Source organism: Streptomonospora wellingtoniae (assembly GCF_031845375.1).
GTDB classification, from domain to species: domain Bacteria; phylum Actinomycetota; class Actinomycetes; order Streptosporangiales; family Streptosporangiaceae; genus Streptomonospora; species Streptomonospora wellingtoniae.
On record NZ_JAVREK010000024.1, the window covers coordinates 14717 to 40411 of the forward strand.

Genomic DNA, 25695 nt, shown 5'->3' on the forward strand with positions numbered 1-25695 from the left:
GCGCGCTCCCGCCGGCGACCCGGCGGCGGCGTGGCCGGAGGACGGCCGGCCCCGCCGCGGCGTCGGCGCTCCCACCGGGTGCGCCGTGCGTCTAGGCTGATCGGCGCGGCGAGCAGCGGCGACGGGCACAGCGGTGGGCCCGGCGGAAAGGAGCGCAGGTGGCCGAGACCGACACGGACGGCGGGCAAGCGGCGCTGAGCGGCCCTGGCGGCCGGGCGGGCCGCAGGCTGGACCGCGCGCGCCTCATCGTGCTCTCGCTGTCGACGACGACCCCGTTCTTCTGCGTGTTCAGCGCGGTCATCGGTGCGAGCAACCTCATGGGGGGCGGCGAGGTGACCCGGACCTTCGCCAGCCGGGGCCCCTTCCCCGCAGACCTCGCGCTGTCGGCGGTCGGCGTACTGTGCTCGGTGCTGGTGGCCTACCTGTCCATGCGGGTCATCCGCACCCGCATCGACCGCCCCAGCGCCACGCTGCGGCGCGACGTGGCGCTGTCCTACCTGGCGCTGCTGGTCACAGTCGGACTGCTGGGCCCCAACCCCGCCACCCTGAGCGTCCCCCAGTTCTGGGCCGCCAGCGTCGCCGTCACCGGCCGGATCCGGAACAAGACCGGCTACGCCGCGCTGATGCTGGCCGCGGGCGTCACCCCGGTGCTGGCGTTCGCGTGGGGCTTGGACGCGCCGGCCCTGGTGACGATCGCCGTCCTGCTGGCGATCTTCCACGTGTTCGTGTTCCTGGTCATGCTCTTCAGCAATGTCGCCATCATCGTGCTGTGGGACGCGGTCACCGAGGCGCACGCCGCACGCCACGCCCAGGCGCGCTTGGCGGTGACCGAGGAGCGGCTGCGCTTCGCCCGCGACATGCACGACCTGCTCGGCCACAGCCTCTCCGCGCTCGCCGTGAAGAGCGAGCTGGCGGCCCGGTTGGTGGAGGCCGACCCGCAGGCCGCCGGCCGCGAGATGACCGCCGTGCAGCACCTCGCCCGCGACGCACTGCGCGAGGTGCGCACGGCCGTGTCCGGCTACCGCGACGTCAACCTGGCCGCCGAGGCCGAGGGCATCCGGGCGGTCCTGGCCGCCGCGGGGGTGCGCTGCACCGTCGTCGGCGCCGACAGCGACCTCCCCGCGGAGCAGCGCTCCCTCGCCTCGTGGGTGGTGCGCGAGGGCACCACGAACGTCCTGCGGCACAGCTCCGCCAAGCGCTGCGCCGTGACTCTGCGCCGCGACCGCGGCGCCCTGGTCGCCGAGGTGTTCGACGACGGTACGCAAGCGGGCGGCCGCGACGGCCCGCCCTTCGGCAACGGCCTGTCGGGGCTGGCCGAGCGGGTCGCGAGCTCCGGGGGAGCGCTCACCGCCGGCCCCGCCTCCAGGGGCGAGGGCTTCCTGCTGCGCGCCGTGCTGCCGCTGCCGGCGGGCACCCGCGGAGGCGGGGCCGACGCCGCAGCGCCGCCCGGCCGTCCGACGGGTCTGGATTCGGGGATGAAGGACGTGACCGCGTGATCCGAGTCGTACTCGCCGACGACGAGCACTTGGTGCGCGGCGCGATCGCGGCGCTGCTCGGTCTGGAACCCGACCTGGAGGTGGTCTCGCAGGTCGGGCGCGGAGACGAGGTCGCCGGCGCCGTGACGGCCACCGGTGCCGACATCGCCGTGCTGGACATCGAGATGCCCGGCAGCGGAGGGCTGGAGGTCGCCGGCGAGCTGCGCGAGGCGGCGCCCGGATGCGGCGTGCTGATGCTGACCAGCTTCGGCCGCCCCGGCTACCTGCGCCGCGCGCTGGCCGCCGGCGCGCGCGGGTTCTTGGCCAAGGACGCCCCCGTCGACCAGCTCGCCGGCGCGATCCGCAAGGTGCACGAGGGCGGCCGCTACATCGACACCGAGTTGGCCGCCGCCGCGATGGCCTCCGGCGAGAACCCCCTGACGGCCCGCGAGCGGGAGGTGCTCAGCTCGGCCGCCGAGGGCAGGGCGGTCGGCGAGATCGCCCGTACGCTGCACTTGAGCGAGGGCACCGTGCGCAACTACCTGTCCAGCGCCATCGCCAAGACCGGCGCCGCCAACCGCATGGCCGCCATCCGAACGGCCCAGGAGATGGGCTGGCTCTGACGGGTCCGCGCCCCGTCGGCACCCCGTGGCGGCCGCCATCCGCCGGCGGCCGCGGGGCCGCCCGGGACAGGCGCTACAGGAACCGCAGGACCAGCATCGCCGTGTCGTCCGTGTGCCCGCCCGGGGCGAACTCCTCCAAGTCGCGGTCGATCCGCACGATCACCGCCTGGGCCGTCAGCCCCGAGCAGTTGGTGAAGATCCGTTTGAGCCCTTCGTCGCCGAGCATGTCGGGGCCGTTGCGGCGCTCGGTCACGCCGTCGGTGACCGCCAGTAGCACCTCGCCCGAGTGGATCTCCATGGTCTCGGTGTAGAAGTCCACGTCCTCGAACGCCCCCAGCAGCGGCTGCGACGCACCGACGGCGTCGACCTCGCCCTTCTGGTTGAGGCGCAGCGGCAGCGGGTGCCCCGCCGAGACCAGGCGCAGCCGCATGCCCTGGCCCGGCGCGCCCAGCGGTGTCATCTCGCCGTAGAGCATGGTGAGGAACCGCGTGCTGGTGTTCTCGTCCAGGATGGCCTTGTTCAGCCGGTCCATGATGTGCGCGGGAGAGAACCCCTCGCGGGCCAGGGCCCGCAGGGTGTGCCGGGCCAGGCCGGTGACCGCCGCCGCGGCGGGCCCGGTGCCGCACACGTCGCCGATCGCGAAGCACCACCGCCCGTCGGTCGCGAACACGTCGTAGAAGTCGCCGCCGACCACCGTGCGCTCGTCGGCCGAGCGGTAGAACACCGCGTGGTCGACGCCGGGGATGGCCGGCTCCTTCTCCTTGGCGGGCAGCAGGCTGCGCTGCAGCGCCTCGCTCATCGAGGTCTGGCCGGCATACAGCCGCGCGTTCTCCATCGCCGAGGAGACGCGGCGGGCGAGGTCGTCGACCACGTCCACGTCGTCGCGGGTGAAGTCGGCGTCGGCGTCCTTGCCCAGCGTCATCCGGCCCAGCGTCTGGCCGTGCGCCACCAGCGGAACGCTTATGGCCGGTCCCTCGGCCAGCTCCAGCAGCAGCTCGTCGACCAGCCCGGCCGCCGAGAGCATCTCGCGGCTCCACAAAGGGCGCGGTTCGCGCTGGACGGGCGGCGGCAGCTCGGTCAGCAGCGTCCGCAGCACGTCGTTGTAGTTCTCGTTGCGGTGCATGGTGTGCGTCAGCCGCGTGGTGCCCAGCTCGCTGGTGGAGTGCACCGCGCACCAGCTGCCCAGCCGCGAGGCCACGAGCTGGCAGGCCAGAGCGGCCGTCATGTGCTCGTTGAGCGTGCCGGTGAGCAGGTCGCTGGCCTCCGCCAAGAAGCTCAGGCTGGCGCGCCGGGCGAGCTCCACCTCGGCCAGACGGGCGCGCTCGATGGGCAGGGCGATGCGGTCGGCGCCGTCCTGGAGCCGCTTGGCGGCGGTGTCGCCGAAGTGCCGGATCCGCCGCGAAGCCACGCCGATCAGGCCGGTGATGCGGCCGTCGACGATCAGCGGCGCGGTCACCAGCGAGCGCATGCCGGCCTGGGCCAGCTTGCCGCGGTGGGCGCGCGCGATCATCAGGTCGTCGTTGATGATGGCGCCCGGCGCGGGCGCCACGGAGGGGAACGTCTCCTCGGTGCGGCTGCGGAAGGGGCGCCAGGGCTCGTCGGTCAGCCCGGTGGCCGCGCGCAGGTCCCACTCGGTCTCGTCGGTCGTGGCCAGCGCGATGTAGGCGGCGTCGCCACCCAGCGCGGACCGGGAGTACTCCACGGTGCGCTCGAGCAGGTCCGGCAGCGGCAGCCGCGCCGACAGGGCGGCGTCGAGCGCGGCCCACGGGTTGGGCCGCGAGGGGCGGCGCCGCGGTTGGCGCACCGGAGCCGGCGGTCCGAGCGCCGCGCCGGGGGCCTCGTCCTGTCCGGCCTCGCCTTCGGCCGCCTCGTCCTGGATGCGGAACCAGACGGCCTTGTCGTCCTTGCTGTAGCTGACGCCCCAGCTGGTCGCGATCGCCGAGGCCAGAGCCAGCCCCAGCCCGCCGCTGCGGCCGGGGTCGGCGGCGGGGGCGGTGTCCACGGTGAGGGGGCCCGCCTGCGGCACGGCGCGCTCGGGGACGCGGTCGGCCACGACCACCTCGACGGCGCCCTGCAGGCGGCGCACGACCAGCTCGAGGACGCTCTCGGCGTGCACGACCGCGTTGGTCACCAGCTCGCTGACGAGCAGGACGACGTCGTCGACGGCCTGGCCGGCATTCCATTCGGTGAGAGTGTCGCGCACGAAGTCGCGCGCCTCGGCCGCGGTGGCGGGGGTGGGTGAGAACTCCCGGCGGGCGACTTTCATCGGCTCACCCGTGTCATGTGGCATCGTATAGCCGTACGGTTTCGCGGTTGCGGGAGAAATTCGGTTCCGAGCTGAGCGGAGCGGTACCGGCCACCATTTCTACGATCTTCCCTTCGAGCGGCGACGTCCCGCCGTGACCGCATCGCCCCCCGGAAGCGGGCACAGTGGGTAAAGCAACCAAGACATGATTTCAGCAACGTTCGTCTAGTGCGCGGTCAAGCCGCATAACCTGGAGCATCGCGGTCCATCTCGACTGGCGTCTGGTACGGCTGTCGACCATCACGGTACGGTGCGTCGATGACCACGGACGTCGATCCTGCCAGGTGGGATCACGTGCCGACCAGGCGGCCCCGGCCCCCGACGGGCCCGAGATGCCCGTAGTGAGCAGTTTGAGGAGGGGATCCATGCCCGAGGCCACACGGGCGCCGGACAAGCACGACGCGCAGCTCGACGAGCTGCTCCGCGCGCTCTACAGCATGCGAGACGGCGATTTCAGTGTACGACTGGACTCGCGCGGCGAGGGCCGGTCCGGTGAGATCGCCTCTGTATTCAACCAAGTACTGGACCACTGCGAACAGCTCAGCAGCGAGCTCCAGCGCGTGGGCGGCGTCGTCAGCACCGAGGGCCGCCTGAACGAGCGTATCGCCGTCAGCCCCGCCCGCGGCGCCTGGGGCAAGAGCGTCCGGTCGCTGAACCAGCTGCTCGACGAGGTCAGCGAGCCGGTGACCTCCGTTGCCCAGATCCTCGACGCGGTCGCCGGCGGCGATCTGTCCCAGCGCGTCGACCTCACCAGCCGCCACGGCTCGCTGCACGGCGACCTCCTGCGCCTGGCCACCTCGGTCAACCGCATGGCCGACCAGATGAACGGTTTCACCAACGAGGTCACGCGGGTGGCCCGCGAGGTGGGCACCGAGGGCAAGCTGGGCGGCAGCGCCCAGGTCGAGGGCGTCTCCGGAGCCTGGCGCGACGTCACCGAGTCCGTCAACCAGATGGCCTCGCGGCTGACCGCACAGGTGCGCAACATCTCCGAGGTGACCACCGCGGTGGCCGAGGGCGACCTGAGCCGCAAGGTGACGGTCGACGTCCAGGGCGAGATGCTCCAGCTGAAGGACACCGTGAACGGCATGGTGGACCAGCTGGACTCGTTCGCCGACGAGGTCACGCGGGTGGCCCGCGAGGTCGGTACCGAGGGCAAGCTGGGCGGCCGCGCGAACGTCAAGGGCGGGTCGGGTATCTGGAAGGACCTGACCGACAACGTCAACTCGATGGCCGACAACCTGACCAACCAGGTGCGCGACATCTCGCAGGTGACCACGGCCGTCGCGCGCGGCGACCTGAGCCGCAAGGTGACGGTCGACGTCCAGGGCGAGATGCTCCAGCTCAAGGACACGGTCAACACGATGGTCGACCAGCTGGACTCGTTCGCCGACGAGGTCACGCGGGTGGCCCGCGAGGTCGGTACCGAGGGCAAGCTGGGCGGCCGCGCGAACGTCAAGGGCGTCTCGGGCATCTGGAAGGACCTGACCGACAACGTCAACTCCATGGCCAACAGCCTCACCTACCAGGTGCGCAACATCTCGCAGGTGACCACGGCCGTGGCCAAGGGCGACCTGTCCAAGAAGATCACGGTCGACGCGCAGGGCGAGATGCTCGACCTCAAGGACACGGTCAACACGATGGTCGACCAGCTGGAGTCCTTCGCCAACGAGGTCACCCGCATGGCCCGCGAGGTGGGCACCGAGGGGACGCTCGGCGGCCAGGCGCACGTGCGCGGTGTGTCGGGGGTCTGGAAGGACCTGACCGACAACGTCAACTCCATGGCCAACAACCTGACCCACCAGGTGCGCCAGATCTCCATCGTCACCCAGGCGGTCGCCCGCGGCGACCTGACCAAGAAGGTCACCGTCAACGCCAAGGGCGAGATCCTGGAGCTGAAGGACACCATCAACGTCATGGTCGACCAGCTCTCGGCGTTCGCCGACGAGGTCACCCGTATGGCGCGCGAGGTGGGCACCGAGGGCAAGCTGGGCGGCCGCGCCGACGTCAGGGGCGTCTCGGGCATCTGGAACGCCCTGACCGAGAACGTCAACTCCATGTCGCAGAACCTGACCACACAGGTGCGCAACATCTCCCAGGTCACCTCGGCGGTGGCCAAGGGCGACCTGAGTAAGAAGATCACGGTCGACGCCCAGGGGGAGATCCTGGAGCTGAAGGACACCGTGAACATCATGGTCGACCAGCTCTCGGCGTTCGCCACCGAGGTCACGCGCGTGGCCCACGAGGTCGGCAGTGAGGGGCAGTTGGGCGGCCAGGCCAAGGTCGACGGCGTGTCGGGCACCTGGAAGCAGCTGACCGACAGCGTCAACGAGCTGGCCGGCAACCTGACCACGCAGGTGCGCGCGATCGGCGAGGTCGCCAGTGCGGTCACCCGCGGCGACCTCACCCAGAACATCCAGGTCGACGCCCGCGGCGAGATGCAGAAGCTCAAGGACAACATCAACCTGATGGTGAGCAATCTGCGCGAGACCACCGCTTCCCAGCGCGACGAGGACTGGCTCAAGAGCAATCTCGCGCGCATCTCCGGCCGCATCCAGGGCCACCGCGACCTCAACGAGCTCGCGCGGCTGATCATGACCGAGGTCACGCCGCTCGTCGAGGCCCAGCACGGCGCCTGCTACCTGCCGGAGGAGAAGGACGACGAGGAGGTCTTCCTGCTCTTCGGCGGCTTCGGCTACCAGCCCGACGAGGACCGCCGCCGCGTGCGCTCCGGCACGGGCCTGATCGGCGAGGTCATCTCGCAGAAGCGCGAGATGATCATCCAGAACGTGCCGCCGGACTACGTCAAGGTCGGCTCCGGCCTGGGCGAGGCCGCGCCGCTGACCATCGCGATCTTCCCGATCATCTCCGAGGACCGCGTCCTGGGCGTGGTCGAGCTGGGCTCCTACGGGCACTTCCGCGAGGTCCACCTGGACTTCCTGCGCCAGCTCATGGCCCAGCTGGGCACCACGGTCAACACCATCCTGGCCAACTCCAAGACCGAATACCTGCTGCTGCAGTCCCGGCAGCTCACCAACGCGCTGCAGGAGCGCTCCAACGAGCTGCAGCGCCAGCAGGAGGAGCTGCGCCGCAAGAACGCCGAGCTGCACAGCAAGGCAGGGCAGCTCGCCAGCCAGAACCGGGCGATCGAGCTGCAGAACCGCCAGATCGAGCGTGCGCGGCGCTCCCTGGAGGACCGCGCCCATCAGCTGCAGATCTCCTCCAAGTACAAGTCCGAGTTCCTGGCGAACATGTCGCACGAGCTGCGGACCCCGCTGAACAGCCTGCTCATCCTCGCGCGGCTGCTGGCCGACAACAGTGAGCAGAACCTGACCTCCAAGCAGGTGGAGTTCGCTCAGACCATCCACAAGGCGGGCAACGACCTGCTCCAGCTCATCGACGAGATCCTGGACCTGGCCAAGGTCGAGGCCGGCCGTGCCGAGGTCCAGCCCTCGGACGTGTCGATCAGCCAGCTGGTCGACTACGTCGAGGCGTCGTTCCGGCCGATGACCGCCGAGCGCGGCCTGGCCTTCGGCGTCGAGGTGTCGCCGGACATCCCGAGCTACCTGTGGACCGACGAGCAGCGGCTCCAGCAGATCCTGCGCAACCTGCTGTCCAACGCGATGAAGTTCACCAGCTCCGGCGAGGTCCGGTTGCTCATCGAGCCGGCCTGGGCGCTGGAGGACGCCGACCTGGACATGTTCGGCGAGAACGACGAGATCATCGCGTTCTCGGTGGCCGACACCGGCATAGGCATCCCCGACGACAAGCTCCAGGTGATCTTCGAGGCGTTCCACCAGGGCGACGGCGGTACCAGCCGCCGCTTCGGCGGGACCGGGCTGGGGCTCTCCATCAGCCAGAACTTCGCGCGGCTGCTCGGCGGCGAGATCCGGGTGCAGAGCGTGCACGGCGAGGGCAGTACGTTCACCCTGCTGCTGCCGGTGCGAGTGCCCGAGGGCACGGCCCAGAGGCTGGACGCGTCGCTGGAGTCCCCGCCCGAGGTCACCGGCTCCCGCTCCGACATCGAGCCGCTGACCGAGGTCGACGTGCGGGTGCCCGACACCCCGGCCGAGCTGGGGCCGTTGGAGACCGTCGAGCCCACCGGCCCCGACGAGGAGGCCGAGCAGCCCGATGAGGCGGCCGAGCCCGCTCCGGTGCCCGCCCTGGCCGAGCAGGTCGAAGGCGCCCAGGAGGGCGGGTCGGCCGAGACCGGCGCATCGGAGGACCCCGCCCGCGACGCGGTGCTGGCCGGGCGCGAGGTGCTCATCGTCGACGACGACATCCGCAACGTGTTCGCGCTGACCAGCGCGCTGGAGGCCCACGGGCTCCGAGTGCACTTCTCCGACAACGGCCACTCGGGCATCGAGAAGCTGGAGGCCAACGAGAACGTCGAGCTGGTGCTGATGGACATCATGATGCCCGAGCTCGACGGCAACGCCACGACCCGGGCCATCCGGGAGATGCCGCAGTTCGCCGACCTGCCGATCATCTCGCTGACGGCGAAGGCGATGCAGGGCGACCGCGAACGCAGTCTGGAGGCCGGCGCCTCGGACTACGTGACCAAGCCGGTCAACATCGACCACCTCTTGAACGTCATCCGCACGTGGTTGGACGGCGGCGCCGAGGACGGCGAGGGTCCGGAGGCCCCCGACGGCGACGACAGCCCGGACAGCACGGACTAGGAGCAGGAGCAGCAGACGTGCCGCAGAAGGCCAACATCCTCCTCGTCGACGACCGCGACGAGAACCTCACCGCGCTGGAGGCCATCCTCACCTCGCTGGACCAGAACCTGGTGCGCGCGAACTCGGGCGAGGCGGCACTGAAGGCGCTGCTCGAGGAAGAGTTCGCGGTGATCCTGCTGGACGTCGTGATGCCGGGTATGGACGGCTTCGAGACCGCCTCGCACATCAAGCAGCGCGAGAAGACCAAGGACGTCCCGATCATCTTCCTTACCGGTGCCGGCATCGACCGGCACCGGGTCTTCCGGGGCTACGCGTCCCGGGCGATCGACTACCTCACCAAGCCGTTCGACCCGTGGGTGCTGCGCTCCAAGGTCGAGGTGTTCGTCGAGCTGCACCAGATGAAGCAGCGGCTGCGCACGCAGTCGCAGATGCTCCAGCGGGAGCTGGCCGCGGCGTCGGGGGAGTCCGCTGTGCCGGTGTCCGACCAGCTGTCCCGTCGCGTCGCCGACATCAACACCAACCTGGAGTCGCTGCGCGAGCGGATCGTCACCGACGACCACGAGACCGACCCGAACACGGTCGAGGCGGTGCGCGACCTCGACCGGTCGGTGGCCCAGCTCACCACCCTGGTGGACGCCATCCGCGGGACGGAGTAGGCGACGATCGGCCCGCCGGTTTCCCCGAACGGTCGGAACCGGGACGGGCCGGGCGGCGTCAGAGTGAAGGAAGGCCGGGCGCAGCAGCGGTGCGGCCGCCCCGGAAGCCCCGTGGACCTGCGGTCTCGTGTGTGTAACAAAGGGTGAATCGTCCCGTTTCGGGACGAACGCTTCGCCTACGATGCCTACTCGTGCCGCGGCGTCCGCGGTGGTCCCGCGGCGGTTCGCCCCCCGGCCCCTTCGCCACAATCCGCATACTCCGCCGCCACTGCCAGGATCTGCTCGGCCTCCCCCTGATCGAGTCGCCACATGTGATGCGGCGCGGCATCCAGTTGCCTCTTCCCTCGGACTCATAGGAGCGACAACCGTGTCCCGTACGATGACCCGCACTGCCTTCGGGCTGGCCGCCGCCTGCCTGGGTTTCGGCTCGCTCGGCACGACGCCCGCCTGGGCGGACAGCCTGGAGGGGTCGTCGGCCACCTACAGCTACACGTGTGAGGACCAGGTCGACGACCTGTCGGAGACGATGAACATCGAACTCTACGTGGGCGCTCCGGCCGAGGCCGAAGTCGGCCAGGAGATCGAGTTCCAGATGGAGCCCAACGACTACAACTACTACTCCTACACCGACGGCGGCGAGATCACCTCGGGAACCCTGACCGTCGACGTCGAACTGGGCGGCGAGGCCGCGCCGACCCCGACCGCCAGCGCCTCCACCGAGTCCTCCGGCGGGTTCGGCGGCAACAACGAGGAGACCTTCGACGAGTCCGCGCTGTTCGGCACGTTCACCCCGTCCGCACCGGGCGAGGTCACCGTGTCGCCCGGCGACATCACCATCGACGTCGAGCAGAGCCAGGGCCCTTCCACCACGGTCTGCTCGCCGGACAGCACCACCGACGCGCTCGCGACGGTCAACGTGACCGGCGAGCCGCTCGCCACCGAGACCCCCGCCGACGAGGGCGCGGGCGGCGACTCCTCCGAGGAGCCCGTCGCCGCGGACGACGGCCCGCCGCAGGGCCTGCTGGTCGGCGGCGCCGTCGCCGGCGGCCTGCTGGTGATCGTCGGCATCTCGTTCTTCGGCTTGATGTTCTTCTTCATGCGCCGCTCCTGAGACCGGCCGCCGCGGCGCCCGTCCGCCCGGCGCACGAGCGGGGGTGCCGAGGGGAGTCCGCCGGTGCGCCACCCCCGCTTCTCGCCGTCGCGGGCCGTGCGCCGCCCTCAGGCGGTCGGCACCGTCAGCGTGGAGGGGTCGCCTGCGGGCGAGCCGAAGGCGACGCGCTCGCCGAGCGCGGACTCGCCGGTGTAGCGGGCGTCGCGCGTGTCGACGACCAGCGCCAGCCGGTGCCCCGCGGGCACGTCCCACACCACCGGTTCCATGCGCAGGTCCACGCTCGCAGGCTGCCCCGGTTCGACGTCGCGCAGCGTATAGGGCTTGTGGGTCACCAGCGACCCGATGCCGTGCCGGTCGATGTCGTAGAGGTAGGCGTAGAGCGACTGCTCGGTGTCGGTGGGCGTCACGGTCAGCCGGACGCGGGGTGCGCCGCTGATCCGCGTGCCGCCGGGGTGGGGTTCGCCGGTCCACACCCCCGCGCGGCGCCGGTCCACCAGCGGCAGCGCGACGCCGGTGGGGATGTCGGCGAACTGCTGGAGCGCGCCGCTGAGTAGGAGCGTCCCGCTCTCGGCGGTGGTTCCGATCCCGGCCCGCACCTGGTACTCCCAGCCGGTGCGCGGCTCGTCCTCGATGAGGCCGCCGGTGCGCTGCCAGTCGGTCCAGGACCGCTTGGGCTCGCCCAGGTGCAGCGCCGTCTCGTGCTCGCTCACCGACGTCCAGTCGGGGTAGGACGCCCAGTCGCCGCCGCTGTTGGGTTTGACGCGCACCGGGTCCTCGCTGCCGACGCCGTTGGCCGCGCCGCGCAGATGGTGGTCGAACCAGCGCGTCAGCGATCTCCAGGTCTCGTTGGGCAGGCCGAATGCGCCGAAGGCCTCGGAGGTGGCATGGTCGCCTGGGGAGAGCATCAGCCGCTTGGGGCCGGTGTAGGCCTTGTAGAAGTCGGTGAGCTGGCTCGCCGGGAATATGCCGTCGTTCCAGGCGTGGCCGATCATGATGGCGGGCCCGCTGGCGTTGAGGGCGTCGAGCTTGGCCATCGCCGAGCGCTCCGGGGACAGTTCCAGCACGGGCCCGACGTTGCCCTTGCGGTACTCCGACTCCATCTCCAGGAGCGCGTCGCCGGGCCGCCCGGTCAGGTGCGCGGAGGTGAGCAGCAGTTCGACGGCCTGATAGCTGATGGTCTCGTTGGTGTAGAGGGATTCGGCGAGGTCGGTCCACCCGCTCATCGCGCCCACGGCGCGGACGCGGTCGTCGGCGGCGGCTGTGAGCAGGCTGATCCCGGCGCCGTAGGAGATGCCGGCCATGCCGATCCGCTCGGGGTCGGCGTCCGTCTCGCGCAGGGCCCAGTCGATGACCATGCTCGCGTCGGCGACGTCCTCGGGCCCGGCGACCTCGACCTCGCCGCCGGAGTCCCAGAAGCCGCGGGAGGTGTAGCTGACCACCTGGTAGCCCGACTCGTAGGCCAGGCGCTCGGCGGCTCCGACGTAGAGCAGGTTGCTGGTGGACCACGCCGCGGGCATGACCAGCAGCGGCCGAGGGCCCTCGTAGCCGGTGGGGGTGATGACCATGGCCTTCAGGTCGATCCCGCCGTGGCCGGGGATGGTGCGGTAGGCGACCTCGGCACCGGTACCGGTGCTGTCGGCCGACGCGGGCAGTGTCAGGTTGGACACGAGGAGTATCGAGGCGAGCGCGGTCGCCAACAGTGTGCGGGGTGCGTGCATGCTGACCTCGGACGCGACGTCCGGCCGCGTGGGCCGGGAGGGGCGGGGGATTGCTGGGCGGGTGTCGGAGTGCGCGGCGGCGGGCACGCCTCCCGCAGCCGCGCGACTACTCAGCGGTAAGTTACTAGACAGTAAAATTAAACCGTCGCATCCGCCGTGTAAAGGGCCGCGGCCGCACATCACCGTTGATCTATTCCCAAAACAGCGGAGCTGGTGCCTCTGACCTGGGCAAACGAACTCCATCGCGAGACGTCCACGAAATCCCGTTATCGTTCCGTGACATTCCCTGGAGTGGGTCTGGAGCGGCCCGGTTCACCCTCGTTTTGTTCCTCCGGTACGGCCGACCGCTAGGGAGGCCCCACACAGCTTGTAGCTATCGTCACTGGAAATCGTTTTCCTTCACGATAGCTACAAGATCGTCGAGGTGTGGCTGCGGCGTGCGGACGCCTGGAGCTCCGGCGGGGACCAGCCCGCGTCGGCCCGGTTGAGGTTGGCCCCCGGCGGGACGATCTCGTCGATACGGTCCAGGACCTCGGCCGGCAGCCGCACCTCGGCGGCGCTCAGCTGCGACTCCAGCTGCTCCATGGTCCGCGGGCCGATGATCGCCGAGCTGACGGCCGGGTGCTCCAGCACGAAGGCCAAGGCCAGCTCGATCAGCGTCAGTCCGCTGTCCTCGGACAGGCCCACCAGCTGCTCGACGGCCTCCAGCTTGGCCGCGTTCTGCGGCTTCGCCGGGTCGTAGCGTTCCGGCATCCGGTTCATCCGCGGACTGTCGACCTCGACGCCCTTGCGGTACTTGCCGGAGAGCCACCCGCCCGCGAGCGGGCTCCAGGGCAGCACACCCATGCCGTACTCGCGTGCGACGGGAAGCACGTCGGCCTCGATGCCGCGGGCGAGGATCGAGTAGGGCGGCTGCTCGGTGACGAACCGCTCCCGGCCGCGGCGCTCCGCCACCCAATGCGACTCCACGATCCGGTGCGCCGGGAACGTCGAGCATCCTGCGTAGCGGATCTTGCCCGCGCGCACCAGGTCGGTGAGCGCGCCCAGCGTCTCGTCGATGTCGCAGTCGGGGTCGGGCCGGTGGATCTGGTACAGGTCGATGTGGTCGGTGTCGAGCCTGCGAAGGCTGTTCTCCACCTCGCGGACGAGCCACCGGCGCGAGTTGCCCCGCATGTTGGGGCCCTCGCCCATGGGGCCGTGGGCCTTCGTGGCGAGGACGACGTCGTCGCGGCGCCCCGCGAGCGCCTTGCCGACCACCTTCTCCGACTCTCCGGCGGAGTAGACGTCGGCGGTGTCGATTACGTTGATCCCGGCGTCGAGCGCCCGATGGATGATCCGCACGCCGTCGTCGTGGTCGGTGTTCGCCCAGGAACCGAAGTTCATGGCCCCCAGGGTGAGCGGGCTGACCTTGACGCCGGTGCGGCCCAATGCTGCATAGTCCATGGTCGGCGACCTTTCGTGACGTCTTCAGCACAGCGGTCGGCGGGGCCGGAGCTCCGCCGACCGCCAACCTACGCCAGGAGCGGGAAGCACCTGCGGACCGCGGGCGTTCTCCCTACCCGATCCGCAGCAAGCGGACGCAGGGGAACAACGAGGAGGCAACGTGACCACACCGCAGACGGCGCGCTCCGTCCATCTCGTCTCGCGCCCGCAGGGCGAGCCGGAGCCGCGGGACTTCCGCGTCGTCGAGGAGCCGGTCGCCGAACCGGCGCCCGGCGGGATCCTGGTGCGCAACCGCTACATCTCGGTCGACCCCTACATGCGCGGCCGCATGCGCGACGCCGAGTCCTACATCCCTCCGTTCCGGCTGGACGCACCGATGGAGGGCGGCGCTCTCGGCGAGGTCGTGGTCTCCAGGTCGGAGATGTTCGCCGAAGGCGACCTCGTGCTGCACAACAAGGGATGGCGCGAGTACGCCGCTCTGGGCGAGGCCGAGGCGCGGACGGTCGACCCCGGCCGGGTGCCCTCCGAGACCGCGTACCTGGGCGTCGCGGGGACCACTGGCCTGACCGCGTGGGTGGGCCTCTTCGACATCGCCGAGATGCGGCCCGGCGACACCGTCTTCATCTCGGGAGCCGCCGGAGCGGTCGGCAGCGTCGCAGGCCAGATGGCCCGGCTCCGGGGAGCCGGCCGGGTCGTCGGCAGCGCCGGCAGCAGGAGCAAAGTCGACTACGTGCGCGACGACCTCGGGTTCGACGCCGCGTTCGACTACCACGACGGTCCGGTCGCAGACCTGCTGGCCGCGTCGGCCCCCGAGGGGATCGACGTCTACTTCGACAATGTCGGCGGAGAGCACCTGGAGGCCGCCCTGCATTCCATGCGCAACCACGGGCGGATCGCGCTGTGCGGGATGATCTCCCAGTACAACGCGACCGAGCCCGCGCCCGGCCCGCGCGACATGTTCCAGGCCGTCTCCCGCCGCGTCCGGATGCAGGGCTTCATCGTCATGGACCACACCGACCGGATGCCCGCGTTCCTGGACGACGTCGGCCGGTGGCTGGCCGACGGTTCGATCCGCGCCGACGAGACCGTCGTCGACGGCATCGAGAACGCGCCCGGCGCATTCCTCGACATGATGCGCGGGGGCAACGTCGGCAAGATGATCGTCCGGTTGTGAGCCGAACCCCGGTGATCTTGTAGCCATCGTCACTGGCAATCGTTTTCCTTCACGATGGCTACAAGATCGGCGCTGATGGGCGGGCGGCCCTCACTCCGCGGTGCGGGGCGGCAGCGCCAGCCCGATGTGCTCGCCGATCTCTTCGATCAGGCCCAGGTCGGCCAGGCGGAAGCTGCCGCGGTTGCTACGGCGGATGAGGGTGAGGGCGCCGCGCACGCCGCGGCTTCCCTTGAGCGGCACGCACATCAGCGAACCCGCGCTCAGGGCGCTGAGCACCGGCGCACCGCCCGCGGCCTCGCCCAGCGCCGCCTCGTCGTCGATGAGCTGGTTGAGCACCGACTCGCCGTTCTTGAGCACCTCGCGCGGGATCTCCGAGCGCAGCGGGTCGAGCGACTCCACCATCCGCCGCTGCGCGTCCTCGCCGGACGGGCCGGCGACGACCGCGCGGCGCGCCTGCTCGGCGCTGTCGGGCAGGTCGCACACGTCGACCACGACCCAGTCGGCGTAGGAGTCCGCGAGCAGCGCGGCCGCGTCGTCCAGCGCCAGCGGGCGTCCCGCTCCGCCGGGACCCGCGCTGGCCAACAGCAGGCGCGTCATCCGGGTCAGCACGTCGAGCCGGCGGGCGGCCAGCACGACGACCTGGTCCTCCACCTCGGGCTCCAACGGCGCGGGGCCCTCGTCCTCGCCGCTTTCCAGCGGCGGCGACAGCGCCACCAGCACCAGCGGAGCCGCCTCGGTGGGTACGTCCAGCCGGGTGAGCGTCATGTGCACGTCCTCGGCCCACCCGCGCTGGGCCAGCCGCGACTCGAAGGACGCCGACTCCCCGCTGCGCAGGACCGCGGCAAGCCGAGAGCGCATCGCGGCCCGGCGGCGCAGGTCCACGAAGTTGGCGAACGGCTTGCCGGAGAGGTAGCCGGGGGAGCTGCCCAGGCGGTCGGCGCCGATGGCGTTGATCCGCCGGATGTAGCCCTCGTGGTCGAGCAGCACCACGGGCACGCTCAGCTGGCTGAACACGGCGCGCAGCACCGACCGCTCGTCGTCGCCGTTGGAACGTCGCGGTGCCGCCGACTCGGCCGCGGCCAGGCGCCGACCGCAGTCCTGGAGGAGCTGCTCGGCGAAGCCGAGCTCGGCCAAGGCGGCCTCGGCGGTGTCGGCGGAGTCGTCGGGATACATCGCGTGCGTGCTGCGCAGCGCCGCCACGCGACCGCTCAGCTCGGCGATCTCGCGCTGCAGGTCGGCGAGGTTCTCCGGCACGCTGGCACTCCTGACGTGGGACTGGCGGGCTGCCGGGCGTGCCCGGCCCACAGCATGACGCTAGCGCATGGAACGGTCCCGGTGAGATCACGGTTACCGTGGAGTCACGGTCCGCCCCGAATGCCCTTCCCGGCTGCACCCGGCCGCACCCGGCCGCGGCGGGGCATCGGACCGGAAAGGGGGACGGTGTCCATGTGGGTCGACCGCCTCGCGCGCGAGATCGGTGCGCTGGGCCAGGCGGAGACCGCCACACCGGAGCGCGCGCTGGACCGGATGAGCGCGGCGGCCGCGCGCGAGGTCCCCGGCTGCTCCGCGGCGATCGTCGTCATCTGGCACGACATCGCGCCGGGCGACGACCGCTCGGACGAGTCGGAGCGGGTCGCCGGCAGGCACGTCGTCGTCGACTACGGCGCCTCCCACTCCGACCTGGCCACGGCCTTCGAGCACCAGTACACCACCGACGAGGGGCCCACGGTCGAGGCCGTGCGGGAGATGCGCCCGGTGGCCGTGGGCGACGTGCTGCGCGAGGAGCGCTGGCCCTCCTACACCAGCATGGCCGTGCAGTGCGGCGACCGGTCCTCGGTGACCTTCCCCTGCGAGCTGGAGGGCGAAGTGGTGACCTTCGGCGTGCACGCCGGCCGGGCCGACGCGTTCGACGAGGCCGCGGTCACTCCGCTGATGGCACTGCTCGCCGAGCACGCGGCCGTCGCGCTGCACAGCGCCGGCCGCTACACCGACGTTGCGCGGGAGGCCGCCCACATGCGCCGCGCCATGTCGGTGCGCGCGGTCATCGACCAGGCGAAGGGCATCATCATGCACGCTCGGGGCTGCGACGCCGACGAGGCGTTCGCCGAGCTGCGCCGGGTGGCCCAGCGCAATCGGATGAAGGTCGCCGACGTCGCACGCAGCCTGGTGGCCGAGCACGCCGAGAACACCGGGCGGTAGACCCGCTCCGCGCCGGTCTCGGGCGGGCCGGGGCCGCGTGTCACGGACCGGCCGCGAACGGGGGGACGTGCGGGGACCGGCGGGTATCAGTGTTATGACGCTGTGCGACTCGGTCTGTGTCGACCGCTGTCATGCGGCTAGTGTTGAGCGCACGCCGAACGCCCCGGCTCGCCGGAAGCGGCCCGGGGAACCGCGGGCCCGCCTCCCGTCGTTGCAGGGGGAACGGCCGCGAAGGCGGCGCCCGGCGCCGCCGGTCGAGGGCGGTGCGGGGAGAGACGGTCCGCGGCGCGCAGCGCCTCCAGCGGGAATCGAGGAACGCGACTGTGGTGACGGACATCCCGGTCCGGGCGGAGGGCGACGTCGTCGTGATCGCCCCCGAGGGCGAGCTCGACGCCGTGACCTCGCCCGGCCTCGCCGACGTGCTCGACGAACTGCTGACGGCCGAGCCCCGGTGGCGCGGGATCGTGATCGACCTCTCGCGCGTGGGCTTCTGCGACTCCCGCTGCATCGGCGTCCTCGTCTCCGCCTACCGCCAGGCCCGCGACCATGGCGTCGGCCTGGCGGTCGCGGCCCCGCAGCGCAGCGTTCTGCGGCTGTTCGTGATTGCCGGGATCGATCAGGTCCTGCGCATCGAAGAGGACACCGGCCACGCGGTGGAGACCGTCCTCGCCTGATCGGACTCCGTCGGGCACCGAACACCGTCGATCTTGTAGCCATCGTGAAGGAAACGATTGCCAGTGACGATGGCTACAAGATCGACGGGCCGGGGCGGGTCGGGGGCCGCGGCACCCCGGAATCGGCCGCGAGCCCTCTGGCCCGGCACCGCCCGCGGCGTCAGAGGCGGAAGTGGAGCCTGACCAGCGTGCCGTCGGCGCCGGCGGTGACCTCCATGAAGTCGCAGACCTGCCGGGTGATCCACAGGCCGTATCCCCGCGGGCTGCGCGGGTCGGCCGGGTCGTAGCCGGACAGCGGGTCGCGCAGGCCGGGACCGCGGTCGGCGACGTCGCACACGGCCCAGCCGGGGCTGCGCCACAGCGTGACGGTCCCGCCGCCGCCTCCGTGCTCCACGGCGTTGGCTGCGAGTTCGTTGACCCCGAGGACCAGGTCCCCCAGCCGCGCGGGCGGCACCTCGGCCTTCTCGGCGAGCTCGCTGACCGCCGTGCGGAGCGAGGCGAGGTCGGGGGCGATCTCCAGGCTGCGCCGCTCGCCGTCGGGCGCGGGCAGCAGGCGCGCGATGTCGGGGGCGCTGAACTCGTCCGGCTCGACGTAGTCGGGGCTGCCGTGCTCGTCGCCCTGGGCGACCAGCACGGGGTGGGTGCGCCGCACGTCGCGCCGCACGCGGGCGGGTAGGGCGCGGCTCTCATGCAGGCACAGCAGCCGCAGCCGGGTCCCGGCCAGCGCGCGAACCAGCACCGAGTCCAGCCGGTGCCACTCCCGCAGCCGCATCGGGTCGTCCACCGGAAGCGGAGGCTCGCCCACGACGAGTACCGGGCGGGGATGCTCGGTGCGGGCGCGCCCGTACAGGGTCGCCAGTGTGCGGCCGGGCGCGGCGTAGAGCTCGTCGCGCTCCACGCACTCCAGCGCGGCGGCGTCGGCGGGTGGCAGACCCGCCAGCAGCGCGGCCCGGGTGGACTCCGCGACACCCAGCACTGCGCGGTCCCCGCTGTCCAGCGCCGCGCGCAGCCTGGGCAGCACGCGCCAGCGCAGGTCCTCCGCGGAAGAGAAGAACACACCGCGGTGCTGAAAGTCCCCGGTCCGGTCCGCATGGGTTCCGGCCGTCTCAGCGTGCGACGTCATGGTCTCACCCCGGCAGCCCTCCCAGCCGCAGCCGCCGCCCCGTCCGGTCCGCATCGGGCACCGGCCGCAGAGCCGGCGCCCGATCGCCACTAGTGTGCACCATCACCCGCGGCGTAGGGCAGCTCGCCCTCCGCCGCGGGGCAGGCCCGCTGGTAGACGCGCTCGGTCTCGGCTGCGACCCGATCCCAGGTGAACCGCGAGGCCGCTCGGTCGCAGCCGGCGATGCCGTAGGCGGTCGCCATGGTGGGCTCGGCGGTCAGCGAGCGCACCGCGCGTGCCAGCGCGTCGGGCCGGGCGTGGCGCAGCAGCGTGCCGGTCGTGCCGTGCAGCACGGCCTCGTTGACGATCCCGGCTCCGCGGGCCACCACCGGGAGCCCGCAGGCCATCGCCTCCAGCACTGCGCCGCCGCAGGGTTCGTAGGCGGCGCCGGAGACGTAGACGTCGGCGGAGCGCAGCAGCCGGGGCAGCTCCTTGCGGTCCAGGGGGCCGGTGAGGCTGAGTCTGTCGTCCACCCCCGCTTCCTTGGCGAGCAGCTCCAGCCGACGCGCGTCGTCGTTCAGCGGAAGCTCGACCTGCGCGGGTCCGGCGACGATCGTCAACTCGGCGTCGGGAAGCCGGCGCAGTGTGGAGATCAGCACCTCAGCGCCCCCGGCCGCCAGGTCGGTCACCGAGACCATGCGCAGGCGGGCGTTCTTGCGCGGGCTCCAGGTGTCGGCCGAGGTCCCGCCCTCGGAGCTGAAGTGGTCGGTGTCCACGCCGGAGGGCACGACGCTGACCCGGTCGCGCGGCAGGCCCATGCGCGCGAGTTCGAAGCGCTGATCGGCGGAGGCGACCAGCACGTGGTCGGCGTGCCCGGCGACCGCGGCCTCGATCCGGGCGCGGTCGGCCCGCTCGGGCAGGCCGGCGCGCTGCTCCGCGGCGTTGAGCGCGTGGAAGGTCTGCACGAGAGGCGGGCCGCCGCCGTCGCCGCCGGCGGCCCGAGCGGCCGAGACCGCGGCGAGTCCGCTGGTCCAGCCGAAGGCGTGCAGCACGTCGGGGCGGTCCTCGGCGATCCGCTCGCCCAGCTCCCGGGCGAAGGTGCCGGTGTGCTCGGCGGCGGAGTCCTCCTCAAGGCGGCGCTGAGGTCCGGCCGCGAGGTGCTCGACGGCGACGCCGCGGCCCATGCGCGAGCGCTCGGGCAGGTCGGGGGCGTGCCGGCGCGCGTAGACGGTCACGCGGTGCCCGGCCTTCGCCAGCTGGCGGGAGAGCGCGGCGATCTGAACGCTGTCGCCGCAGGCGGGTTCGCCCTTGTGCGCGGGAAGCGGGTTGGCGTGCTCGGCGACCATGGCGATCTTCACGTGTGACTCCTCACGGCGGGACGACGACCCGGTGCGAATGCAGGAACAGGGCCGCAGGATGGCGTTGCAGCGCACGTCGCGGCGTCGGCGGGCGCGCGAAGCCGCGGTGCCGGCGGGACGGACTCGCCGGGGCTCCGCAGCGGCGCGTCCGCGCGCAGGGCGGCGGAGGGGGGACCGGCGGCGCCGCGGCTCGAGCCGGCGAGCGAAGGACGGCGGCCGCAGCGGTGCGCGGCGTCTCCACGCGGGGCGGAGGCGGCGGGCGACGGGCGGGAATGGGTAGGAGGGGCCGGATGACGGCGGCAACCGGGCAGACGCATGGAGATCACACCTTCGAGCGTTCGCGGAAGACGAAAAGCGCTCGCTGGGAACGCAGGCGCGATTGGAAAGCGCCGCGGCGAGCGCGCGAACGTCGGTGTGTCTGCGTCTTAGACACCCAACGGCCCTGATTATGCCAGAGCCGCTACCGCCTCAACAAGGAAAGTCTCACCTGCGACGTCGTTCGGCCGTGGCGTGAGGGGACATCGGGGGCGCGTTTGGCGGGTGTTCCCTCGGGCACGTTTGGCCGCGTAGGAGTCGCCTGTTGCCGAGAAGTAGCGAGGACCCATGACTGCGCGGCCACCCGGGATCACGGGAGGCGACCGCGGGAGAGCGACCGCCCGAGCACCCCGCGACCCCCTGCCCGGCTACACGGAACGCGACGCGTTGCGCGGGCGCCGGGCACTGGTGCTCGGCGGGTTGGCCGGCGGCGGCTCCGGCCGCGTCGTGGCGGCGGCGCTGGCCAAGGAGGGCGCCGCTGTCGCGCTCGCCGACACCACCGGGCTGGCCGGACAGGCGCCCGGCGCGCGGCCGGTGCCGCGCCAGCGCCTGGGCGACGACCCGGTGCTGCAGGCGGCGGGGCTCGTTTCGTCGCTGGGCGCCTGGTCGCTGCCGATCCACTGCGACCCGGCGAGCGAGAGCGACGGCCGGGCGGCGGTCGCCTACACGGCGCTGGAGTTCGGTGCGGTGGACCTGCTGGTCGTCCATGGGGCCGCGGTGGGCGCCGCTCGCGAGGCCCACCGCACGGGCGGGCTCGGCGCGGCCGTGGCGGCCGCGGCGCCCGCCGACCGGCAGCGCGGCTCGGGGATCGGGCCGGCACTGGGAGCGGTGCGCGGCGCGCGGCCGTTCCTCGGCGACGGCGCGGGGGCGGTGGTCGTGGGAGAGCGCGGAGCGCCGGGCGGCGGTCCGCAGGTGCGCGCGGAGCTGCGGTCGCTCGCCGGATCGCTCAGCGGGCGCCGGATGCGGCTGAACTGCCTGGTGCCGCGTGCCGCCGACACCGACGCGGCCGTCGCCGCCGCCGTGGTCGAACTGGCGGCCGACGGCGGGCGCACCGGTGAAGTGGTAGGAGTGGCCCACGTTCCGCATCCGCAGTAGCGGTTTCCAAGCAGCGGCGGAGCCGGACGTTTTCCCGGTTGTTCGTCGCATCCGGCCGACGCATACTCGCCGAAGCGGTGGGCGCGCCCGTACGTTGGGGGCGGCGAACGGATCGGGAACTGCGTATGAGGGCGATTTCCGCCATGATGTAGGCGGATTTTGACCACGATCAGCGGTCCCCCGATACGGTTGCATGATCTACGCGCCGCGGCCTCCCGTACGGCCAGGCGCCGCTTGGGACTGTTCGGCAGGTACTGCCGTTGAAACAGGAGGTTGGGCGTATGGGTGTCGCTGGTGGGGAAGTCACGGTCACGGCCCTCACGCACCGGGGCGCTGTACGCACGGCCAACGAGGACGCCGTCGTCATGGGTGCGCTCACCATCGCCAGCGCCAACATGACCATGCCGGTGCGGTGCGTGCTGCCGGTGGGCGAGCCGGTGATCCTGGCGGTCGCCGACGGGCTCGGCGGGCACGCCGCCGGCGAGATCGCCTCCGAGCACGCGGTGCACCGCATGGCGGAGATGAGCCCGCGCCTGGCGAGCCCGGACGACGTCGACGTCCTGCTCAAGAACATCGACGAGGAGATCAAGGACCACGCCACCCAGCACACGGAGTTCTCCGGGATGGGCACGACGGTGGCGGGCCTGCTCCTCAACACCGACGGAAACTTCTGGTTCAACGTCGGCGACTCCCGCACCTACCGGCTGGAGGGCACCCGGCTGCGCCAGCTTTCCCAGGACGACTCCCCGCCGCTGCCGCCCTCCGACGACGGCAAGCCCGTTACAACGAATTTCATCACCCAGTCGCTGGGCGGCAGCGGCAGTACCGCGATGGTGCCGCACGTGGGCCGCGACAACGAGCCGGACCCGAGCGCCTGGCTGATGTGCAGCGACGGCCTCTCCGACCTGGTACCGCTGGAGGAGATGGAGCGCATCATCGCCGAGGCGGGCAGCGACGAGGGCGCGGTGCACGGCCTGTGGCAGGCCGCCATGGAGGCCTCCGGCCGCGACAACATCAGCATCCTGCTGGCCCGCCGCGTCTGATCGACGGCGGCGGACGGCCGCCTGCGGACCGTTGATCCGGTGGCCGGCGCCACGTGCGCACGCGCGCCGCGACGCCGGCCGCCGACCGCCCCCGGGCGGGGCGCGGGCCTCAGCCGTTCCCGCCACCCGAGCCGGGGCGGTTGCGCATTCGGATGAGCAGGATCGCGATCAGCGCGAGGACGGCGATCCCGGCGACCACGGCGCCGACCGGCCCCAGCAGGGAATTCGAGGGGTCGGTCGGCGACTGGGCCGCGGGCGGCTCCTCGGCCTCGGCGCCGCCTGTGCTCCCGTCGCCGCCCTGGGCCGAGGCCTCCCCCTCGGGCGAGGGGTCGGGTTCCGGCACCGCCTCCTCGGTGAGGGAGAAGGTGATCTCGTCCTCCAGCGTGTGGCCGTCGGAGGACACGGTGCGGTAGGCGACGGTGTACTCGCCGGCGGCGGGCAGCTCGCCCACGCCGATCGCGGCCTCGGCGCCGTCGACCTCGACCTCCCCCTCCTCGTGGTTCTCGCCCTCGGGGCCGGTCACCACGATCGCGTTGGAGCCCTGCCCCATGTCGCTGCTGAAGGTCAGCACCACCTCGCCGGGCGCGGTGTCCAGCTCGGCGCCGTCCTTCGGCGAGGAGTCGATGAGGGAGTCGTGCGCGAGGGCGCCGGGTGCCGTCGCGGTAGCGAGCGCCAGAGATCCCAGCAGGGCGGCGGCGACGACCGCCGGGCGCCGTGCTGCCGAGGGGTGCCGTCGGCCGTCCGGTGCGGGCGCTGCGTGGGTGGCCAGGTTCATCGGCGGGGTCCCTTCAAGGGTGGGGGTGCGGTGTGGCGGGAGCGCGCCCGGAGTGCAGTGCGCCGCCCGGCGCACGGGCGCCCGGCGGCGCACGCGACACCGCGCAGCCGGCTCTCGCGGGGCCGCGCGACTCCACAACCTAGCCGACGGCACCCCGCCGTCGGGCGGCCGCCGTCCGCCGCCCTCCCATCCGGGGCAGGTCGGTCGGTAGGCGCCACCGATGAGGGGAGTGTCCGGAGCAGGGCTGTCTACGAGGCCACGGGCAGGGGTTGGCGGCGCATGTAGCGGCGGTCCTCGGGCGTCGTGCCGCCCCAGACCCCGTGCGGCTCGCCCGCCCGCAGGGCCCAGCTCAGGCACTCCGAGCGCACCGCGCAGGTGCGGCAGACGGCCTTGGCCAGCTCCGCGTCGGTCTGCCCGGGGCCCGTCGTGCTGACGGGGAAGAAGAGTTCCGGGTCGTACTGGCGGCAAGCGCCCTGCTCGACCCAGTCTTCGCTGTCGTGGTAAAGGCGGTTCACCAGGAGCCTCCGTTCCCTGGCCGGTCCTTCGCGCGGGGCGCCCGTGGCCGGATGGCGCGCGGCGGACGTGTCTGGTCGCGAGGCGGAGGGGCGGTCGCCGCCGCTCCATCGCGATGCGACCCATCGTAGTACTACGGATAGTCGTACTACGAAAAGTCTGCCAAAATTCTTCGGCTCGCTTCAAGTCCGCACGCATCCCGGATTCGCCGCCCCCCGAGACCGGGAGGGCGGCCCGCTCCGAGGATGGGGGTACCCCGATTCGCGCGGAGCCGCGTCCGGCTGCGGCACAGCCGCGCCGGTGCGAAGCGTTCAGCGGTGAAGCCCGCGAACACGGCGGAGCGCGGCGTTCTCCCCGCGGCGCCGCAGGAGAGCAGTGCCCGCGGGGGTCGTCCGGGGCGCTGTGTCGCGAGGATTCATCCGAATTCGTGTGACTTAAAACACCCTTAAAATCCGCTCGCAGTCTCCCTATGTTTGCCTGCCAGCAGGCACAATCGCCTCTACCGGCTCCCGCCGACCCTGCCCTCAGCTGATCTCGGGCGGTTGTTCGAACTTCCTGGTGAGCATGGCGGATGCGGCGCCGATCGGGCAGGCGCCCGGTCCCCGCTCATGGCGACGCAAAGTGACGACCGGGGCAAAATAGGCGAGTCATACCCCGTGAATCAGGGCTGAAACATACGCCGTCCGACGCCCGGAAACGCTGCTCAGGAACGTTCGCTATGTTCCATCGACGTGCGTGACCAACAGACCGACGACGACACCAGCGCCGATTCCGGCTCCGGGGATAAGCCCGCTGTAGTCGGAGGCCCGGCGGCGACCGACGGCGTCCGCCTGCGACAGCCGTCCGCAGCCGACGGCCCCGACATGTGGCGGCTGGCCCGGGACTCCGGACTCGACGTCAACTCGCCCTACGCGTACACGCTGTGGAGCCGGGACTTCGCCTCGACGAGCGTCGTCGCCCGCGACGGTGAAGGGCGGGCGCGCGGCTTCGTCACCGGGTTCATCCGGCCCGACCATCCCGACACGTACTTCCTGTGGCAGGTGGGCGTGGACCCAGGCTTCCGCGGTCGGCGGCTGGCACGCCGCATGCTCGACGAGATCGGCGACCGGATCGCCGCACGCGGGCTGTCGAACCTGGAGGCCACGGTGACGCCGGACAACGCCGCCTCGCGCGCGCTGTTCGAATCCTTTGCCCGGTCCCGGGGATGCTCAGCGGAGTGGAGCCCGTTGTTCGGCCGGGAGCACTTCCCCGATGACGGCGACGGACACGAACCGGAGGACCTGGTCCGAATCGGCCCGCTGGGCCTACCGGGCACCGACACCGACCGCAAGCCGTCCGCCGGAATCTGACATCCGACCTGACACCCGATCCTGACCGACCCCGACCCCCACGCGTCACCACAGTGACCCCATGAACTGGGGAAAGGACTCAAGGAAC

Annotated in this window: 19 protein-coding genes; 11 read left to right on the top strand and 8 right to left on the bottom strand. The window is 72.0% G+C overall.

Annotated features, from left to right (window positions below):
• The first annotated feature begins 158 nt into the window (after window positions 1-158).
• Together RM446_RS19690 and RM446_RS19695 are read left to right on the top strand one after the other, a co-directional pair.
• The gene (locus RM446_RS19690; protein ID WP_311546845.1) at window positions 159-1496 is read left to right on the top strand and encodes a sensor histidine kinase; all 1338 of its coding nucleotides are present in this window, start codon (window positions 159-161) and stop codon (window positions 1494-1496) included.
• Window positions 1493-2098, top strand: coding sequence for a response regulator transcription factor (locus RM446_RS19695; protein ID WP_311546846.1), 606 nt, complete (start codon window positions 1493-1495; stop codon window positions 2096-2098). Before RM446_RS19690 ends, RM446_RS19695 begins: the two co-directional genes overlap by 4 nt.
• 73 nt (window positions 2099-2171) lie before the next feature.
• Here the strand turns inward: RM446_RS19695 and RM446_RS19700 are convergent, their stop codons facing one another.
• Window positions 2172-4364 (bottom strand): SpoIIE family protein phosphatase, encoded by a 2193-nt coding sequence (locus tag RM446_RS19700; protein ID WP_311546923.1) that lies wholly within the window; start codon window positions 4362-4364, stop codon window positions 2172-2174.
• 404 nt (window positions 4365-4768) lie between these two features.
• Between RM446_RS19700 and RM446_RS19705 the strand changes: the two genes are divergently transcribed.
• The 3 genes from RM446_RS19705 (at window position 4769) to RM446_RS19715 (ending at window position 10849) form a co-directional block, all read left to right on the top strand.
• Window positions 4769-9082, top strand: a complete 4314-nt coding sequence (locus RM446_RS19705) for a HAMP domain-containing protein (protein WP_311546847.1) — start codon at window positions 4769-4771, stop codon at window positions 9080-9082.
• 17 nt (window positions 9083-9099) lie between these two features.
• The gene (locus RM446_RS19710) at window positions 9100-9738 is read left to right on the top strand and encodes a response regulator (RefSeq protein WP_311546848.1); all 639 of its coding nucleotides are present in this window, start codon (window positions 9100-9102) and stop codon (window positions 9736-9738) included.
• A 367-nt stretch (window positions 9739-10105) separates the two neighbouring features.
• A complete protein-coding gene (locus tag RM446_RS19715; protein WP_311546849.1) occupies window positions 10106-10849 on the top strand; it encodes a hypothetical protein in 744 nt (247 codons plus the stop codon).
• A 107-nt stretch (window positions 10850-10956) separates the two neighbouring features.
• On the opposite strand, the gene RM446_RS19720 is transcribed toward RM446_RS19715, so the two are convergent.
• Window positions 10957-12567: a CocE/NonD family hydrolase gene (locus RM446_RS19720; RefSeq protein WP_311546850.1), complete on the bottom strand. Its 1611-nt coding sequence runs from the start codon at window positions 12565-12567 to the stop codon at window positions 10957-10959.
• A 408-nt stretch (window positions 12568-12975) separates the two neighbouring features.
• On the bottom strand, window positions 12976-14010 hold the full coding sequence (locus RM446_RS19725; RefSeq protein WP_311546851.1) for an aldo/keto reductase: 1035 nt from the start codon (window positions 14008-14010) through the stop codon (window positions 12976-12978).
• A gap of 160 nt (window positions 14011-14170) precedes the next feature.
• On the opposite strand from RM446_RS19725, the gene RM446_RS19730 reads away from it, so the two are divergent.
• Window positions 14171-15184, top strand: coding sequence for an NADP-dependent oxidoreductase (locus RM446_RS19730; RefSeq protein ID WP_311546852.1), 1014 nt, complete (start codon window positions 14171-14173; stop codon window positions 15182-15184).
• 90 nt (window positions 15185-15274) lie between these two features.
• On the opposite strand, the gene RM446_RS19735 is transcribed toward RM446_RS19730, so the two are convergent.
• A complete protein-coding gene (locus RM446_RS19735; RefSeq protein WP_311546853.1) occupies window positions 15275-16438 on the bottom strand; it encodes a GAF domain-containing protein in 1164 nt (387 codons plus the stop codon).
• A gap of 192 nt (window positions 16439-16630) precedes the next feature.
• Between RM446_RS19735 and RM446_RS19740 the strand changes: the two genes are divergently transcribed.
• On the top strand, window positions 16631-17383 hold the full coding sequence (locus tag RM446_RS19740) for a GAF and ANTAR domain-containing protein (RefSeq protein ID WP_311546854.1): 753 nt from the start codon (window positions 16631-16633) through the stop codon (window positions 17381-17383).
• 323 nt (window positions 17384-17706) lie between these two features.
• Window positions 17707-18057: an STAS domain-containing protein gene (locus RM446_RS19745; protein WP_311546855.1), complete on the top strand. Its 351-nt coding sequence runs from the start codon at window positions 17707-17709 to the stop codon at window positions 18055-18057.
• 160 nt (window positions 18058-18217) lie between these two features.
• Here RM446_RS19745 and RM446_RS19750 read toward each other — a convergent pair whose 3' ends face one another.
• Both RM446_RS19750 and RM446_RS19755 read right to left on the bottom strand, forming a co-directional pair.
• Window positions 18218-19234, bottom strand: coding sequence for a sensor histidine kinase (locus RM446_RS19750; protein WP_311546856.1), 1017 nt, complete (start codon window positions 19232-19234; stop codon window positions 18218-18220).
• Window positions 19235-19269: 35 nt separating this feature from the next.
• A complete protein-coding gene (locus tag RM446_RS19755) occupies window positions 19270-20517 on the bottom strand; it encodes a glycosyltransferase (protein WP_311546857.1) in 1248 nt (415 codons plus the stop codon).
• Window positions 20518-21120: 603 nt separating this feature from the next.
• Between RM446_RS19755 and RM446_RS19760 the strand changes: the two genes are divergently transcribed.
• Window positions 21121-21927: a Rossmann-fold NAD(P)-binding domain-containing protein gene (locus RM446_RS19760; RefSeq protein ID WP_311546858.1), complete on the top strand. Its 807-nt coding sequence runs from the start codon at window positions 21121-21123 to the stop codon at window positions 21925-21927.
• Between the two features lie 281 nt (window positions 21928-22208).
• Window positions 22209-22970, top strand: coding sequence for a PP2C family protein-serine/threonine phosphatase (locus RM446_RS19765; protein WP_311546859.1), 762 nt, complete (start codon window positions 22209-22211; stop codon window positions 22968-22970).
• Between the two features lie 109 nt (window positions 22971-23079).
• On the opposite strand, the gene RM446_RS19770 is transcribed toward RM446_RS19765, so the two are convergent.
• Both RM446_RS19770 and RM446_RS19775 read right to left on the bottom strand, forming a co-directional pair.
• Window positions 23080-23745: a copper resistance CopC family protein gene (locus RM446_RS19770; RefSeq protein WP_311546860.1), complete on the bottom strand. Its 666-nt coding sequence runs from the start codon at window positions 23743-23745 to the stop codon at window positions 23080-23082.
• Between the two features lie 248 nt (window positions 23746-23993).
• On the bottom strand, window positions 23994-24260 hold the full coding sequence (locus RM446_RS19775) for a WhiB family transcriptional regulator (RefSeq protein ID WP_311546861.1): 267 nt from the start codon (window positions 24258-24260) through the stop codon (window positions 23994-23996).
• Between the two features lie 828 nt (window positions 24261-25088).
• Here RM446_RS19775 and ectA point away from each other — a divergent pair.
• Window positions 25089-25607, top strand: a complete 519-nt coding sequence (gene ectA / locus RM446_RS19780) for a diaminobutyrate acetyltransferase (protein WP_311546924.1) — start codon at window positions 25089-25091, stop codon at window positions 25605-25607.
• Window positions 25608-25695 lie beyond the last annotated feature (88 nt).